The following is a 15710-nucleotide window of genomic DNA, read 5'->3' as shown; positions in this document are numbered from 1 at the left end:
ATCCGAGAACGAGGCTCATCAGGGCCACCGCCGGCGCGAGGGCTGGGTGCGGATAGATCGACAACAGACGGCGACCATCGTTGATGGTCGATCCCCAGTCCGGGCTTTCAGGTGGCAGTCCAAGGCCGAAGAAACCCAAGGTGCCCAAGAGGATGGTGGTGTAACCAATCCGAAGGCAGAAATCGACGATCAACGGCCCCCGTGCGTTGGGCAAGATTTCCCAAAGCATGATGTACCAAGCCCCTTCACCGCGTGTCTGACCTGCAGCCACGTAGTCGCGCGTTTTGATATCAAGCGCGATGCCACGGACAATCCGGTAGACGGTGGGCGAGTTGACGAAGACCACTGACACAAACACCACCAGAACGCCGCCCGGGATGTCGAACAGGTCGATGGCATCCGGTAAGAAGTTCAACGGAGTGCGATCCTGACTGATCAACGAGAAGTATAAAAGAAGCCCCACCACCAGCGTGCCGCCCACATAGATCTTCTGCTTGTTCGGCTGCGTGTAGAACCGCGAGTTGAACAGAACGACCAGGAAGATGATCGGGAACAGGAACAAAACCGCGGCCATATAACTTGGCAGGCCTGTCGCGACAATCTCGGGTGTGACGAGAAGGTAGAACAACAAGATGACCGGGAAGGCGAGGATGAGGTTCGCGAGGAAGCTGAGGAACGTATCCAGCTTGCCACCGTAGTAAGCAGCAGGCAGGCCCAGCGTGATCCCAACCATGAAGGCGAACAATGTCGCCATCGGTGCGATCTGGATCACCACCCACGAGCCTGACACCATACGGCTGAAGACGTCGCGGGCCAGGTTGTCGCCGCCGAGCAGATAGAAGGCATAGTCGCCAACTTCCGCCCCAGCGAGCGGTTCGCCTGGGGATTTATTCTTCATGCCCGAAACTTGCCCAAGCGGGTCATGGGTGACGATCAGGTCCATCGTGCTGAACACGCCGGTAAAGACCCAGAACATCACGATGGCAAAGCCGATCATCCCTATAAGGCTGTCAAACAGTTTGCCGTAAAGACCAAGGCTACGCTTGAAGGTGATCGACAATGCGAAGCTAACCGCAAGGGCGATCCAGACCGGCAGGAAGCGGGTCGATATGCCTCCGACGATGCCCTTGTTTTCGATGCCCGGCACAATGATGCCACCGACTAGATAAACCAGGATCAGCGCGATCAGGGCGAAGAAACAATAACGCGTCGCCGAGACGGCAAGATCGCCCGGGCTTTTCTTTGCTGCCAATGCGCCGTCCTGCATTTCAACTGCAGGTGAGATGAAGCTTAGCATGATCTGTGCGACGACTGAGACCGCAAAAACAGCCAAAGCGGCGAGGAAGATCGGGTTCAGGACGGAGAAGCTTCCGGTCCAGGTTAATTGTTCCATAACTCTGTCCCTCCTTATGCGATACGAATGCGTGGGTTCAAAAAGACGTAGCCGATGTCAGATATTAGCTGCGTGATCAGAACAACGAAGACAGCAACAACGGAACAGGCGAGCAGCAGCTCAATGTCGTTGTTGCCTGCGGCTTGCACGAGCGTCCAGCCAAAACCCTTATAGTTAAAGAGCGACTCGACAATGACGACGCCGTTCAACAGCCATGGGAACTGAAGCATGATCACCGTGAAGGGCGCTATCAGAGCGTTTCTGAGCGCATGCTTCAGAACGATATTAGGGAAGCTGACGCCCTTAAGGCGCGCAGTGCGGACGTATTGCGCAGCCATGACTTCGGTCATCGACGCGCGGGTCATACGAGCGATGTAGCCCATGCCGTATAGGGAAATGGTCAAGACGGGCAGGAAGAAGTTCTCGAAGGTGATGTCATCGGCTGCCGATGTGGCGGTGCCCTTGAACCATTTCACTCCTGCGGACGACGCAAACAATGTGATGAAGATTACGCCCGAGACGTATTCCGGCGTTGCGGTTGAGGCGATCGAGAAGGTGGACAGCGATCGGTCAAGCTTTGAGCCCTCGCGCATGCCCGCAAGCACCCCGACGATCAGGGCGGAAGGTATCATGAGCAACATCACGAACAGCATCAGCCATCCCGTGAGGCCAAGCCGGGTCGAGACGATGTCTCCGACGTCCGCTTTGAAGACCGTACTTTCGCCCCAGTCGCCCTGAAGGATGCCGCAGAAACGTGGCGGCGTCCCTTCATTTCGTGAATTGATGCAACGCCCGCGGAGTTCGCCGTCATCGCCTGTCTTGGTCCATCCCGGGGCCACACCAAGCCATTCGGCATACCGAAAAAGGGAGTTCCCACCGAAACCGTTATTATCAAGCCATTGCGTGACCTGAGCGTCCGTCATCCGGACGTTGCCTTCCGACTTCGCGACTTTTTCGAGGTTCGGCTGCAGATTGGTCAACACGAACACGATGAACGTCAGGCACAGCGCGGTCAGAAGCATGACGCCCAGTCGCCGCAAAATGAATAGGCCCATTGATTATCTCCTCGGTAACGTCCGCGGGCCAGCTATCAGTTTCGTTTTGGCGAAAGTGCGCAGGGTTGGCGGATTCAGAAGAAAGGGGCCGCCAGTGTCTGCGGCCCCTTCTTAGCTTTCGCTATGCTGCGAATTAGCTTTCGCTATGCTGCGAAACCGAATTTGTAGAAGTGGAATTCATGCGCGGGATGCTTTTCGGCCCCAACCACGTCGCCCCTGTGGTGGTTATAGAGCGATCGCCAATAGGGCTGGATGATGACACCCTCGTCCTGCATGATCTTTTCAATTTTTGCTATCACTTCGCGGCGCTTGTCAGAATCTGCGATCGCTAGGGCGTCGCCGATAAGCTGGTCAAACTCGGCGTTCGAGAACGCGCTTTCGTTCCATGCTTCGCCTGTTCGGTATGCCAGCGCCAGGATTTGCACCTCCAGCGGCCGGTGGTTCCAAGTCGTGGCCGAGAAGGGATACTTGGTCCAGTCATTCCAGAACGTCGCGCCAGGAAGCACAGTGCGCTTGATGGAAATCCCCGCATCGCGAAGTTGCGCTGCAACTGCGTCACCAGTGTTGCGTTCGAAATCGTCATCCAAAGTGATCAACTCATGTTCGAAGTCCGCAAGACCGGCTTCGTCCATCAGGGCCTTTGCACCTGCGGGATCATGCGCCTGCTTGGGAAGTTCCGCATAGGCGGGGTGGATCGGGCAGACATGGTGGTTTTCTGCGACGACGCCGCGGCCGGAATACCCGAGTTCAAGGCAGATTTCGTTGTCGACCGCCATGGCAAGCGCGCGACGGACCCTGCTGTCGGCGTAAGGTACCAAACCATCGACTTCGGCAGCCTGGTTCGAACGAAACACGATCGTCGCGGCTGTCACCGTTTCTGTCTGTATCCAACCGATGGATGTCATAATGTCGATGAATTCGCCAACCGTCTCGTAGAACAGGTCGACCTCTTCTGAATCGGCCGCCGCAGCCCAGGCTGCCGGATCGTTGCCGTAGTCGATTATCTCGATGCGGTCGAGATAGGGTCCACCATATACTTCGGTGCCCCACCATGGCTGATCTGAGCGTTCCATCACGCATCTAACACCAACCTCAAGCACAACACCTTTGAAGGGGCCGGTTCCGATCCATGTATCGTAAGGCGCCTCGTGATCGTGATCAGCATGCGCTATGGCCGAAGGATAGTCGGAGATGTTTGCGACGATAGCAATGTCCGGCGCGCTCAGCTTGAGAACGACTGTATGGTCGTCCACTATGTTGATTGCGCCTGGGCGCGCTTTGTTGTCTTCCATCAGTGAGGTCATGCGTGACGCCATCGAGTTGGTTTCAACGCTACCATCACACCAGTCTTCGATATTGCGTGCGACATCGGCAGCGGTGAAATCTGTTCCGTTGCTCCACTTGATGCCCCGACGGACGTTCAGAGTGTATTCCGTGGCGTCTGCGTTCACTTCCCAGCTTTCGAGAAGCATGCCCCGGAACGTTCCGTCAGCATTGTATTCGACGAGATACTCAAGAATGCCCCGGCTTTGATTGCCGATTTCGCCCCAATCGTAGGAACGCGGCTCCTTCATCGCCTTGACGGAGCTCTGTATGCGCAGCGTGCCGCCCATCTTCGCATGGCCAGAGGCGCGTGCGGGCGCAGCCGCGCCTATGAGGCCGTAAGCGGTCGTCGTTGCCACACCAAGTGCTGTGGCACGGGTCAGAAATTCACGACGGCTAAGCTTGCCTTCCGCAAATTCCTTTGCGTGCATTTCCGCAGCAGGATGGACACGCGACAACGTGTTTTCATTAAGTTTCATAAAGTCTTTCTCCCTGTCAGACTTAATTTTCAATTCTCAATCTGCGATTGGAGCAGATCATCTCGCACGGGTATGGCCGCAGTTTTATCTTACATAGCGACTTCGCTATGTATTGGTAACCACGTCAACGTGCGGAATCGTCGGGCTGTGTAGCGTTTGCGACCTGGTTAGTCAATGAAAGCGACATCAGCTACAAATCTGCCAGACTGACGCAGCGTCACCGTGCATGACGAAACTCAGTTGGACTCAAACCGCTCTTAGAGCGGAAAGCGCGCGTGAAATATGCGGGTGATGCGAATCCGCTTTGACTGGCTATTCTTGAGACCGCCAAATCGGTGTCTTTCAGAAGCCGGCATGCCTCAAAGTGACGGCGATCCGACAAGATATCGAGCGCCGCCCGCCCCGAGGCGATCCGGCAGACCCGTGTCAGATGCGTGGGCGTCACCCCCAATTGAGCGGCATAATGCTGAACGCCCAAAGGATGGCAGAAATCACGCTCCACAAGCGAGGTAAACGCCTCGGTCAACCGCAGCGCAGTGCTGCTCTTCACGTTTGCTTGTTCGGTGATCGGTGTTGCAGCCTGGGTGCGGTCGAACCAGATCGACAAAAGCCCCTCGTGATGGGCGATGGCGCGCGTTTTGCCGTCAGCGTCGATTGTCTGCTCGCGCTCGATGGCGTCAATCATACCGGTCAATTCCCGGTGCAGGTGAACTTCGCGCAGGCGGAGGTGGACAGGCTCAACCGGCCAGTCGTGCGCAGACAGGCGCACGACTGATCCAAGAACAGCAGGCGTGACGGTGAACCCGTGCATCGTGCCCGCAGGCAGAAAGACCGCGCTGTGCGCCCCATATCCACCCGAGCAGCCCGAAATGGTGATGCGGCCCTGACCGCGGGTGAACCAGATCAGCACCGGGCGGTCATAACTGCGCATCGCTTCAGTACGCCAGCGCACCCCTTGCGATATCCGCGAAATAGACGTCACTTCGGCCGTTTGGACAGGCCGCGGAATTGCTTTGGCGCGCGCTTGCAGATGCAGGCGTTGCGGCGCGTGTTTGCGTTCTGCCATGGGCAGAAGTGTCAGTCGTGGCAATGACATTGGCAGCCGGTCCCCCAACCAGGTGAGCGATGACATACTAGGCAAACCCGTCCTGAGACGTCAACCGATTGTTGTCTCAGCCTTTTTCGCGTGATTTCCGCAACAAACGCCCGATAAGAAAGGAGGTTCGCGGTGCATAAACGTAGTTTGTGCGCGATGTTGTTTCGCGGACGCGCATGCGGATCAAACTGAAAACGATGAGAATCAGATGCGCCATCGACACGAGGGCGAACATCGCCGAAGGGCCGTAGGCTTCGATCAGCTTCGATACAATGTAGGGCGAGGCAATGGCACCGACGGCATATAGGAACATCAATGCCGCCGATAATTCAATGCGTTGCTCGTCCGTTGCAAAGTCATGCGCGTGGGCGGTGGCGACAGAATAGATCGGGAAGGTCGCGAAGCCGAAAACGCCTGATGCGATGAGAACTGCGGTCGAACCAGAAGTCGACAGGGCCACAGTGATTGCGCAGGAGACAAGGGCAGCGACCGATAGCCAGATCAGCACCCAGCGGCGGTCGTATCTGTCCGCGAGCCATCCGGCGGGATATTGACTAAGCGCTCCGCCAAGGACGAAGGCGGCGAGGAACAGCGCGATCTGGTCGATAGAGAGCCCGACCTCGATGCCGTAGATCGGGCCGACCATGCGGAATGATGCGGTCGTGACACCCGCCGAGATCACGGCTGCGGCAGCGAGAGGCGAAAGCTTCCACGCCAGGCCCGGTCGCAGGCGTGGGGCTTGTGGAATTGCCGGTTCAGCGACGCGCGTCATGACCAGCGGGATGAGGGCGGCGCAGCATATGATTGCGAGGATGTTGTACGAGACATAGCTGGCAGGCGCGAGGACCGAGATCATCATCTGCGCGGCCAGCGAGCCGCCGATGTCGACGACGCGGTAGGTGCCCATCGCCCGGCCCCGGTTTTCATTCGAGACCTTCGCTTGCAGCCAGCTCTCAACGACAGTGTAGCAGCCAGCGACGCAAAGGCCTGACATGATGCGCATTAAGGCCCAGGCGTAGGCGTCGATGATGATCATGTGGGAGAGGATGCCGATGGTGCCGACGGCTGTGAAGGCGGCGAACGCCCGCGAATGGCCGACGCTTCCCATCAGGCGCGGCGCCCACCAGCAGCCGATGAAGAAGCCAACGAAGTGGGCCGAGCCTAAAAGGCCGATTTGGGCTGTGGTAAAATTTAGTTCGATCCCTGAAAGTGCATCAAGCGGGCCAAGGCCGCCCGATCCAAGTTGCAGGAAGATTATGGACAAAAACAGGGCAGCGAAGGAAATTATGAGGCGCATGCACGATAGCTTTCTATGGCCTGTCGTGTATCGGTGGCCAAACGGACGGGCGCTAGTATATTTTCGACAAAAGCCCGGCAGATTTTGCCTTTCGTGTTGAAATTTTTGATATTCAGGTCAAAGGGGGTCCGATGACCATGCGCCTGCACCACATTCCCGTCTGCCCTTTCTGCCAACGCGTTGAGATTTTGTTGTCTCTCAAAGGGGCGCCCGGCGAGGTCGACTATAACGTGATTGATATCACCAAGCCGCGACCGGATTTTCTGCTGGAGTTGACCAAGGGCACTTCCGCGATGCCAGTGATTGAGATACCCGGCAAAACGGCGGTGAAGGAAAGCATGGTCATATTGCGGATGATCGAAGACATGTTTCCCGAACCCGGCGTTGTGCGCCGCGATCCGCATGAGCATGCGTTGGAGAGCCTTCTGGTCGCCAAGCAGGAAGCGTTTACGATCTCGGGCTATGTGATGGTGATGAACCAGGACACCGATAAGACGGATGACTGTCGCAACAGACATCTGAAGCTGTATCGCGAGATGAATGATATTCTGGTGAACTATGCACCGGGTGACACGTTCTTTTTCGACCGTTTTGGCTGGGCGGAGGTGATTTTCACGCCGATGTTCCAGCGCTTTTGGTTTCTTGAGTATTACGAGGGATTTGAGCTGCCGCAGGGCGGTGAGTTTGATCGCGTACGCCGCTGGCGCGCGGCGTGTCTGGGCGACCCCCATGCGCAGCAAGTTACCTTCGATCAGATCGTTAAGCTGTATTACGACTATGCTTTGGGCAAAGGAAACGGCGCGTTGCCGGAAGGTCGATCGGTGTCGACCTTTGCGTTCGAGCCGGGTTGGCAGACGCGCCCCATGCCACCGCGCGATAAATATGGTCCGCGCGCGACGGATGCACAGCTTGGTTTGATCTAGAACCTAAACCGTATCGAGATAAAGATCGATCCGCTCGTCAGGCGACAATTCTGCGTAGTAGTTCAGCTCCTGCCGCTTGGTCATTACGAAATTGCGGATCAGTTGCTTGGGCAGAATGCGCGGGATCAACGTGCTTTTCTCGAACAAATCGATGGCCGTTCCCCAGTCCGAGGGCAGGGTCTCAAGCTGGCGCGCATAGGCGTTTCCTTTGATCGCTTGCGGCGGGAGGACCTTGTCTTCGATGCCTTGGAGGGCAGCCCCCAGTACGGTCGCCAGCATGAGATAGGGGTTGATATCACCACCTGCAACGCGGTGTTCGATGCGGCGTGCGGCGGACGGACCTGCAGGAATGCGGATGGCGGCGGTGCGGTTTTCGTAGGCCCAGCCAATGCCGGTCGGAGCATGCGCGCCGGGGACAAGACGTTCGTAGCTGTTGCCGTGAGGTGCGAAGATAAGGGTTTGATCTTTCATTGCCTGAAGGCAGCCGCCGACCGCGTAGAGCAACTCGTCTGTGCCGCGTTCACCGCCATTGTCGAAGATGTTTTTGCCGTCCTTGTCCACCACTGAGAAATGAATGTGCATCCCGTTGCCCGGCCAGTCCGTATAGGGCTTGGCCATGAAACTTGCCGCGAACCCGTGTTTGCGGGCAAGGCCTCGCGTGAGGATCTTGAAGAGCCATGCGTCGTCAGCGGCGTGCATCGCCGGGCCGTGGACAAGGTTGATCTCATATTGGCCCATGCCAGCTTCTGAAATGGCGGTTTCGGCCGGGATGCCCATGACTTCGCAAGCATCGTAAAGTTCCGAAAAGAACGTGTCGAATGCATCGAGCGCGCGGATCGATAGGATCTCGCCCCCCAGACGCCGCTTGCCCGAACGGGGTGCGGTCGGCGGTTGCAGCGTGTCGCCGCTGTCATCCAAAAGGTAAAATTCAAGTTCGGTGGCCGCAACAACGCTCCAGCCGTGTTCGGTAAAGCGATCAAGGACCAGCTTCAGTGCGTGGCGGGGATCTCCGGCGAAGGGGTCTCCGGCTTCAGTATACATCCACATGGGCAAAAGCGCGGTCGGGTTTGACAGCCAGGGCATTGGAACAAAACCGCGATCGGTCGGGCGCAGGATGCCGTCGCGATCGCCGCTTTCAAACACCAGCGGACTGTCTTCGATATCGTCACCCCAGATGTCGACGTTCAGCACCGACAGGGGCATCCGTGTCATGCCTTCCAGCGCCTTCGATGCGAACCCCGACGGCATGCGCTTGCCACGCGCCTGACCGTTCAGATCGGCGACGGCCGTGGTCACTGTGCGGACTTGCGGATTGTCTTTTAGCCAGTCTTCCATGGTCTCACCGAATGATTTGCGGCCGGTAGCGGATGCGCTTTGGCTCCTGCGGCATATGCCTGTTCAGACGCTTGTTGACCAGTGAGAAGATGGTGATGACGGCAAGCGTCACAAGGATAAAATAGAAGGCGACGATGGGGTAAGGCACGAAGGGGTTGAAGGTCTTGTCGGCGAAATAGTTAGCATAATAAAGCGCGTCACCGCGTTGTTGCCATGCGGGGAAGCCCGAGAAAAACACCAGTGTTGTGGCATGAAAGAGGAAGATCGCTTCGTTTGTGTAGGCGGGCCATGCAAGGCGCAGCATGGTCGGCCATGTGATGCGCCGAAAGCGCGACCAACCGGTGATGCCGTAGGCGTCTGCCGCCTCAAGGTCGCCTTTCGGGATCGAGCGCAGCGCACCGTAGAATATTTCGCCCGAATAGGCGGCGGTGTTTAGGAATAGCACAATCAGCGCGCCCAGCCATGCGCGGGTCAACCAGCGCGTTTCAGCGGTGACTTCCACGAAGATCAAGTTGATGTCGATGCCGACTTTGGGCAGCAGCACGAAGGTCTCGTAGGCAAGGAAAAACTGGATAAACAGCGGTGAGCCACGAAAGATAAAGATGAACCATTCGCAGGGTTTGCGGATCAGTGGATTGCGCGCGGCTTTGCCCATAGCGACGGCAGTGGCAAGGATAAATCCTGATGTGAGGGCGAGGACGCCGAAGTAGATGTTCCACAAAAGCCCCGATCCAATCAGCGTGAATTGCTGGCACAGCGTGAAGTCCGAGCGCGGCAAAAGGCGTTCGCCAATGCCAATTGATCGCAACGCATAGTCTGCAATGGTTTCCCAGCAGCTCATGTCGCGGCCCTCCGCATTTGCTCGCCTGCCATAGTGGCTTGCCCGCGCGACAATCTGGTGGTGAGGCGCACGAGAGCGATTTCCGACACGCGGGTCAGGCTAAGGTAAAAGACGAGAAGTCCGAGAAAGTAATAGAGCCGCCAATCAGGATGCGGATAGTCGAAAACATTACCCTTCGTACCACCCAATTCGCGCGCCCAGTAGACGATATCCTCGACACCGAGAAGGAACAAAAGCGGGGTTGCTTTGACCAATACCATCCAGAGGTTCGACAGGCCGGGCAGCGCATAGACCCACATTTGCGGCACGAGAACACGCCAGAAGGACTGGCGCTGTGACATCCCGTAGGCTTCCGCCGTTTCCATCTGCGCACGGGGAACGGCGCGCATGGCGCCGAAAAGCACATTGGCCGCAAAGGCACCGAAAACGATTGAAAAGGTCAGTACGGCAAGGGAGAAGCCGTAGGCTTCGTGGACCCATTGCGGGGAATTGGATTGGGGCAGTTTCGCCACCGTACAGACGATAAAATCGCTGCCCTGGCGAATTGGCTCGTCCCAATCGGGACATTTGGTTTTGTGGCGCAACCACTCGAAGCCCTGATCCAACGCAATGACAAAGAAGAGGAAAAACGCAATATCAGGGACGCCGCGCACGACGGATGTGTAGGCATTGCCGAACCAGCGAAGCGGCAGGATTCGGCTGCGCGAGGCCATTGCACCGCCAAAGCCGAAGGCCAGCGCGATGGGGGCGGTGATGAGCAAAAGCACCATGACCGTGATGAAAGAGGTATAAAACGCCATGTGCTTGCCGTTGGTCAGATAGCAGACTAACCAGCGGGTCGTTTCAAGCGTTTCAGGGTCGGTGCAGAAGGAAAAGATGGAGTGGCTCCCGCGGTCTGATTGGTCGGGGCAACCGCGCGCCCCGACCAGTTACTTTGATGTCAGCTTACCACTGGCTGCTGACTTCCCATTTTGCGATCAGCGCGTTCAGGGTGCCATCGTCTTTCATCGACTGAATGGCCGTGTCGAACTTGGCGCGCAGTTCGCCGTCGCTTTCCCGCACACCCATGCCAACGCCGCCACCGAGGGCAACGGGATCGCCGACAACCATCAGATCGCCATTGGTTTCGATCGCGGTTCCAATGAATGAGGCATCGGCAAGAACGGCGTCAACTTCGCCGTTGACGATGGCCGCAATGGTTTCGTCCGGTGAAGAAAATTCGACAAGAATGGCACCACTGTCCGCGACATAGCTTGCCTGAATGGTGCCTGCCTGGGCCGCAATCACGCCGCCGATAAGATCGACATCCGCCGACAAGGCCGCATAGTTCGATGGATCGGGCGGTGTGTATGCTTGGGTGAAGTCGATGACTTCGTCGCGCTCATCGGTAATCGACATGCCCGCGATGATGGCGTCGTAGTTGCCCGATGTGAGGTTCGGAATGATCGAGTCCCACTCGTTCGTACTCCATTCACAGTTCAGTTCGGCCCGCAGGCAAAGCTCGTCGCCAAGCTCGCGCTCGAAGCCGTCAACCTCGCCGTTGTCATTCACGAAGTTCCACGGAGGGTAGGCGCCCTCGGTGGTCAGGCGCACAACGGAATGGCTGTCGGCGTATGCCGCGCCTGCTGCGATTGCCAGCGCGGCTGTGCTGAGGATCAGTTTTTTCATTTGCATTCTCCCATACTGGTAAAGTCAAATATTACGCGGACACGGCAGATAGAAACTGCTGCAGCCGGGTGGATTTTGGGGTGCCGAACAGCGCGCTCGGCGGCCCTTCTTCTTCGATCTTGCCTTGGTGCAGAAACACAACGTGGTCGCTGACGTCGCGCGCCAAAGCCATGTCGTGGGTGACGATCAGCATCGTCCGACCTTCTTCGGCCAGCGCTTTGATGACGCGGATCACTTCTTGTTCTAGTTCGGGGTCAAGCGCTGACGTCGGTTCGTCAAACAACAGCGCGCGGGGTTCCATGCAAAGGGCGCGCGCTATGGCGGCGCGTTGTTGCTGGCCGCCCGAAAGCTGCGCGGGCCAGACATCGCATTTGTCGCCAATGCCGACCTTGGCAAGGTAATCGCGGGCTTTGGCTTCGACCTCGGCCGGGTCGCGCTTCATTACGGTGACCGGCGCTTCCATAACGTTCTGCAGGACAGTCATGTGGGACCAGAGATTGAACTGCTGGAACACCATCGACAAGTTCGTGCGGATGCGCGTGACCTGTGCACGGTCGGCCGGGTGACGGTTGTGGGCCTTGCCGCGCCATGTAACGGCCTCGCCTTCAAAAATCACATCGCCTTGCTGGCTGTCTTCTAGAAGGTTGGCGCATCGCAGAAGCGTGGACTTGCCCGAGCCGGACGATCCGATAAGGGAAATGACGTGGCCGCGAGGGGCGGTCATACTCACGCCTTTCAGGACTTCCAAAGCCCCATAGCTTTTGTGAAGATCCCGGATTTCGATGACTGGTACAGTGTCTGTCACGTTTTGCAGCTTTGGTTTTTCCTCAGGGGGGGAATAAAGGCGTGAATTGCTGCGGATTGCAACGCCTTACTTGACGACAGCTTTTGGGGTGGGGACGGCGAGGTAGTCTGCCTTGGAGATTGATACGAGGCTTCGGATGTCGAGGATAGCTGCATCTTTCGCGGGCAGGTTGGCGAGGTGACGACTGACCGCAAAATGAAGATCGTTGCGCCCATCTGGCATGGCCGAGATAAGCGGCAGACCGGGCGTTTCTTCGGTGCGGGCGACCTCGACAAGAGTGTCTGACCAACGATCCCAGCGTCGGATCATGCGCCATGTTTGCGCGTCGATGGCGGCGATATCGGCGGTTCCGTTTGCAACGGCGTGCGCCGAATTGCGGTGAGATCCGGTGAGGGACGTTTTGTGGAACGACAGGTCGCGCGTTTCCATGAAGGCCTGCGGCGCGGCCCATCCCGACTGGGATCGTCCATCGTTGACGGCCACCATGAGGTCGCTCCAGCCGGCTGGATCATCGCAGGCACTTTCGGCGCGCATTACAAAGACCGAATTGTAATATCCGGGACGACATCCCGGAAGGTGATAATCGGGCGTACCGATTAAAATTACGTTTGCGTGAAGCTCGCTTCGGTACGGAAGGCCGCAGGTTTGGCTAAGGATCAGGTCCGGGGCGCGCCAGTGATCCCATGGGTCCGCGTCATGGGCGAGGGCCGCTGGGAGCGGGGAGCCAATGTCCGGAAGCACCGCCCACAAAAGCCGAAGTTCGTCGCGGATGCGTGTCCATAATCGATCGTATGCCGCCCGTGTTTCGGGGCGATCATACATCGGCAGACTGGCGATCATCCCTTGCTTACAACACGCTGCCGGGCAAAAGCTGACTCGCGGTCGTTGATGCCAAGCATCGGGGCGACAAGGCGCATGAGAGCGTCCTCTTCGTGGTCGCGCGTGCCGTCCGCAAGAACTATTTCCCAAAGCGCCTCGACAACTTCGGCGCGGTCCTCGAGGGGGACTTTGTCCTTGATCGCACGGGTGAAACGCACGGTGTCCGGGGCCTCGGTTTCAAGCTGCTCGGCGTCAGCGCGCAGTTTTATGACCTCGAAAGGCCCCAGATTATAGCGCATTTTCAAAATGTTATCGATCGCGTCGATTTCCACGCGGGCGTATTCGCCATCGGTGCGCGCGATGCGCACAAGCAGGGCCGCCAAGGCGAGACGGCAGTCATCGCCGGAAAGCGGATCGGGGTCGGTGGCCGTCAGGCGGCGCAAAAAAGCTTCAAACATGGGGAGGATATAGGGCGGGATTCCCGCCACGAAAAGGTGTTTTCCGAGGTTTCGGTATCACGCCGGTATTGCGTCGGTGCGGACGTTCGGCGGTTGAGGGCTTGGGTAAGATATTTGGGTGTCGGAAAAACGCAACGGTCCAGTCGCTTGGACCAACCCGTTCATGTGGTCGCTCGGATTTGGCGGCTTAGCCATACCAGTTGCCAAACTTCACTTCTGAGGCGTCGCCCACCAGCGTGGCGAATTCCTGCGGGTCTTGGGTCCCGTCATCGCGGCCACGGTAGTGGTAGGGGTAGACGTAGGTTGGTGCGAACTCGCGGACCGCGTCTGCGGTGGCGGACGCGGGCATAGTAAACGGCAGGTTCATGCAGACGAAGGCCAGATCGATGCCTGTCAGCGCGCGCATATCCGGGATGTCTTCGGTGTCGCCAGAGACGTAGATCGTGAAGCCCGCAAGCCCGAGAACGTAGCCGTTGTCACGGCCCATCGGGTGGAAGTTCTTGCGTTCCTCGGTGAGGGTATAGGCTGGAATTGCGTATATGGTAACGTCGTTCCATGTCACGCTTTCGCCGTTCGCAAGCTGGCCCGAGTTTGCCTGCAGGCCTTCGGGCAGCATCGCGGCGACAGCCGGGTTGGTGATCAGCGTGGCGGCGCCCTTGATCGCGGCAAGGAGATCGGCCTTGTAGTCATCGCCGTGCCCGTGGGTCACGAGGATCAGATCGGGTGCCGGGAAATCAGCGTATTGGGCGGCGTCTCCGACCGGGTCGATATAAATCGTGCCAGCGGGGGGTTTCGAGAGCCACCGAGGCGTGGGCGACGGGATGGACCGCGATGTCACCGGCGTCTGTGGTGAAAACGTCAGAGGCGTGCCCAGCAGCGCGGGCGGCGATGGGCAGCAGCGTCACGGAGCCAGCGGCGGCGGCGGTTTGGAGGAATAGGCGGCGTGTCGAGTGCATTTTGTGGGCTCCGGGTTGGGTGTTTATATTGGGTGAGACGCAGGGCGGATATGAGGTTAGGCAAGGTCGTGTCGCAACGACGAGGACTGCAAGGCGATCAATTTGCGGACTGCGTCCGGGTTTGATTTCTATGCCGTTTTGCGTCGGGGCTTTGAGAAATTCACGCGAACCCAGCGATCACGCGGCACAACAAGCCAACGGAAGAACTTCTTAAAATGCCGCATCGGTTCTGATGTGATCGAAATCTAGGCACTCACTTAGGTGTCTGACCCAACAGTCGGTTGGCATTCGGAAAATCAAATAATCTTGCAACAATTCATAAGCACGCTTTGAGAGAGGGCTGAAGAATTGGCGTTGCCGAGGAAGCAGTAGGTTTTTCTACGGATGTTTTGAAGCATCTGTGACAAAGTATGGGCACCGAATGACTGAATACCTTGAAGCTTTGATGCTGACCGCCTTTTCTGTGAGCTGGTATTGCTCGATCTGGAAGATGTTGAGGACGGGGCAGGCGAGTGGCAAGAGCCTCGGTTTTGTGTTGTTGATATGCCTTGGATACGTGGCGGGTATCGCCTCGAAGCTGGTGATTTGGTCGCAAACAGGCATCATGCCGAACCTGATATATCTGTATACGTGGAACCTTGTAGTGACCGGAATTGATGCCTGGCTGGTATTAACTCTTTCCCGCCTGCCGCGGCCGCCGGTTCCTTCTTTTCTCAGGTTGCGTGGATCGTTTGCCGAATTCAAATTTGGACGCACATCTGTCGAGGACGACCCCATTGGGCGCTGAGGCGCCCTGTCGGCGACTAGGGCTTGAGCGTTGATCTTTTGATCCTTCCGCGCCGCGATTGCTGCTTAGTCGTAGGCTGCATCCACGATGATCTCGACCTTGAGTTCGGCACGCGCCAGATTGGCTTCGCCGCAGGCTCTGGCGGGGGCGTGGCCTTCGGGAACCCAAGCGTTCCAGACCTCGTTTAACCCTGCAAAATCGCTCATGTCGGCAAGCCAAATCGTGGCGCGCAACATCTTTTCGCGCGACGAGCCGGCTTTTATCAAAAGGACCTCGAGGCGTCGGAGACATTCTACGGTCTGGGCCTGAATGGTCTCACCCTCGCCAACCTGTCCTGTGATATAGGCGACCCCGTTGTGCTTCACGATTTTCGAGGATCGGGCCCCGGTTTCGATACGTTCGATCATGTCGTGTCCTTTGAGTGTGATTTCACGCAGCGCGTTCGGGTGCGCCCGATCAGCGCAATTTGATCCAG

16 protein-coding genes are annotated in these 15710 nt (G+C 57.7%); 2 read left to right on the top strand and 14 right to left on the bottom strand.

The genetic code is table 11. From position 1 onward, the window contains the following. From Q1B15_RS13870 to Q1B15_RS13850, 5 genes are all read right to left on the bottom strand, one after another. A partial coding sequence (locus Q1B15_RS13870; protein ID WP_299754531.1) for an ABC transporter permease occupies positions 1-1393 on the bottom strand: 1393 nt, incomplete at its 3' end. A gap of 14 nt (positions 1394-1407) precedes the next feature. After that, positions 1408-2448, bottom strand: a complete 1041-nt coding sequence (locus Q1B15_RS13865; protein ID WP_299754529.1) for an ABC transporter permease — start codon at positions 2446-2448, stop codon at positions 1408-1410. Positions 2449-2591: 143 nt separating this feature from the next. After that, positions 2592-4250 carry an ABC transporter substrate-binding protein gene (locus Q1B15_RS13860; RefSeq protein WP_299754527.1) on the bottom strand — a complete coding sequence of 553 codons (1659 nt, stop codon included), beginning with the start codon at positions 4248-4250 and terminating at the stop codon, positions 2592-2594. A 217-nt stretch (positions 4251-4467) separates the two neighbouring features. Next, positions 4468-5346: an AraC family transcriptional regulator gene (locus tag Q1B15_RS13855; RefSeq protein WP_299754525.1), complete on the bottom strand. Its 879-nt coding sequence runs from the start codon at positions 5344-5346 to the stop codon at positions 4468-4470. A gap of 76 nt (positions 5347-5422) precedes the next feature. Then, on the bottom strand, positions 5423-6643 hold the full coding sequence (locus Q1B15_RS13850; protein WP_299754523.1) for an MFS transporter: 1221 nt from the start codon (positions 6641-6643) through the stop codon (positions 5423-5425). A gap of 131 nt (positions 6644-6774) precedes the next feature. Here Q1B15_RS13850 and Q1B15_RS13845 point away from each other — a divergent pair, with 131 nt between their 5' ends. Then, positions 6775-7566 carry a glutathione S-transferase family protein gene (locus Q1B15_RS13845; protein ID WP_299754521.1) on the top strand — a complete coding sequence of 264 codons (792 nt, stop codon included), beginning with the start codon at positions 6775-6777 and terminating at the stop codon, positions 7564-7566. 3 nt (positions 7567-7569) lie between these two features. Here the strand turns inward: Q1B15_RS13845 and Q1B15_RS13840 are convergent, their stop codons facing one another. The 8 genes from Q1B15_RS13840 to Q1B15_RS13805 all read right to left on the bottom strand — a co-directional run bounded on the left by Q1B15_RS13840 (position 7570) and on the right by Q1B15_RS13805 (position 14330). Beyond that, the gene (locus Q1B15_RS13840; RefSeq protein WP_299754519.1) at positions 7570-8901 is read right to left on the bottom strand and encodes a glutamine synthetase family protein; all 1332 of its coding nucleotides are present in this window, start codon (positions 8899-8901) and stop codon (positions 7570-7572) included. Between the two features lie 4 nt (positions 8902-8905). Then, positions 8906-9742 (bottom strand): ABC transporter permease subunit, encoded by an 837-nt coding sequence (locus Q1B15_RS13835; protein WP_299754517.1) that lies wholly within the window; start codon positions 9740-9742, stop codon positions 8906-8908. Then, a complete protein-coding gene (locus Q1B15_RS13830; protein WP_299754537.1) occupies positions 9739-10620 on the bottom strand; it encodes an ABC transporter permease subunit in 882 nt (293 codons plus the stop codon). Before Q1B15_RS13830 ends, Q1B15_RS13835 begins: the two co-directional genes overlap by 4 nt. A 67-nt stretch (positions 10621-10687) precedes the next feature. Further along, complete coding sequence (locus Q1B15_RS13825) at positions 10688-11410, bottom strand: transporter substrate-binding domain-containing protein (RefSeq protein WP_299754515.1); 723 nt, start codon at positions 11408-11410, stop codon at positions 10688-10690. Positions 11411-11441: 31 nt separating this feature from the next. Beyond that, on the bottom strand, positions 11442-12215 hold the full coding sequence (locus Q1B15_RS13820) for an amino acid ABC transporter ATP-binding protein (protein WP_299754513.1): 774 nt from the start codon (positions 12213-12215) through the stop codon (positions 11442-11444). Between the two features lie 66 nt (positions 12216-12281). Next, positions 12282-13055, bottom strand: a complete 774-nt coding sequence (locus Q1B15_RS13815; RefSeq protein ID WP_299754511.1) for a PhnD/SsuA/transferrin family substrate-binding protein — start codon at positions 13053-13055, stop codon at positions 12282-12284. Next, positions 13052-13492, bottom strand: a complete 441-nt coding sequence (locus Q1B15_RS13810; RefSeq protein ID WP_299754535.1) for a TerB family tellurite resistance protein — start codon at positions 13490-13492, stop codon at positions 13052-13054. The genes Q1B15_RS13815 and Q1B15_RS13810 overlap by 4 nt, the downstream gene beginning before the upstream one ends. A gap of 187 nt (positions 13493-13679) precedes the next feature. Continuing rightward, positions 13680-14330, bottom strand: a complete 651-nt coding sequence (locus tag Q1B15_RS13805) for an MBL fold metallo-hydrolase (protein ID WP_366141727.1) — start codon at positions 14328-14330, stop codon at positions 13680-13682. A gap of 539 nt (positions 14331-14869) precedes the next feature. Here Q1B15_RS13805 and Q1B15_RS13800 point away from each other — a divergent pair. Then, positions 14870-15235, top strand: a complete 366-nt coding sequence (locus tag Q1B15_RS13800; RefSeq protein WP_299754509.1) for a hypothetical protein — start codon at positions 14870-14872, stop codon at positions 15233-15235. 65 nt (positions 15236-15300) lie between these two features. On the opposite strand, the gene Q1B15_RS13795 is transcribed toward Q1B15_RS13800, so the two are convergent. Continuing rightward, positions 15301-15642 carry a RidA family protein gene (locus Q1B15_RS13795; protein WP_299754507.1) on the bottom strand — a complete coding sequence of 114 codons (342 nt, stop codon included), beginning with the start codon at positions 15640-15642 and terminating at the stop codon, positions 15301-15303. Positions 15643-15710: the final 68 nt, after the last annotated feature.

This window comes from uncultured Boseongicola sp. (genome assembly GCF_937988555.1).
Taxonomy (GTDB): Bacteria; Pseudomonadota; Alphaproteobacteria; order Rhodobacterales; family Rhodobacteraceae; genus Boseongicola.
This window is presented reverse-complemented; position numbering and strand designations above follow the sequence as displayed.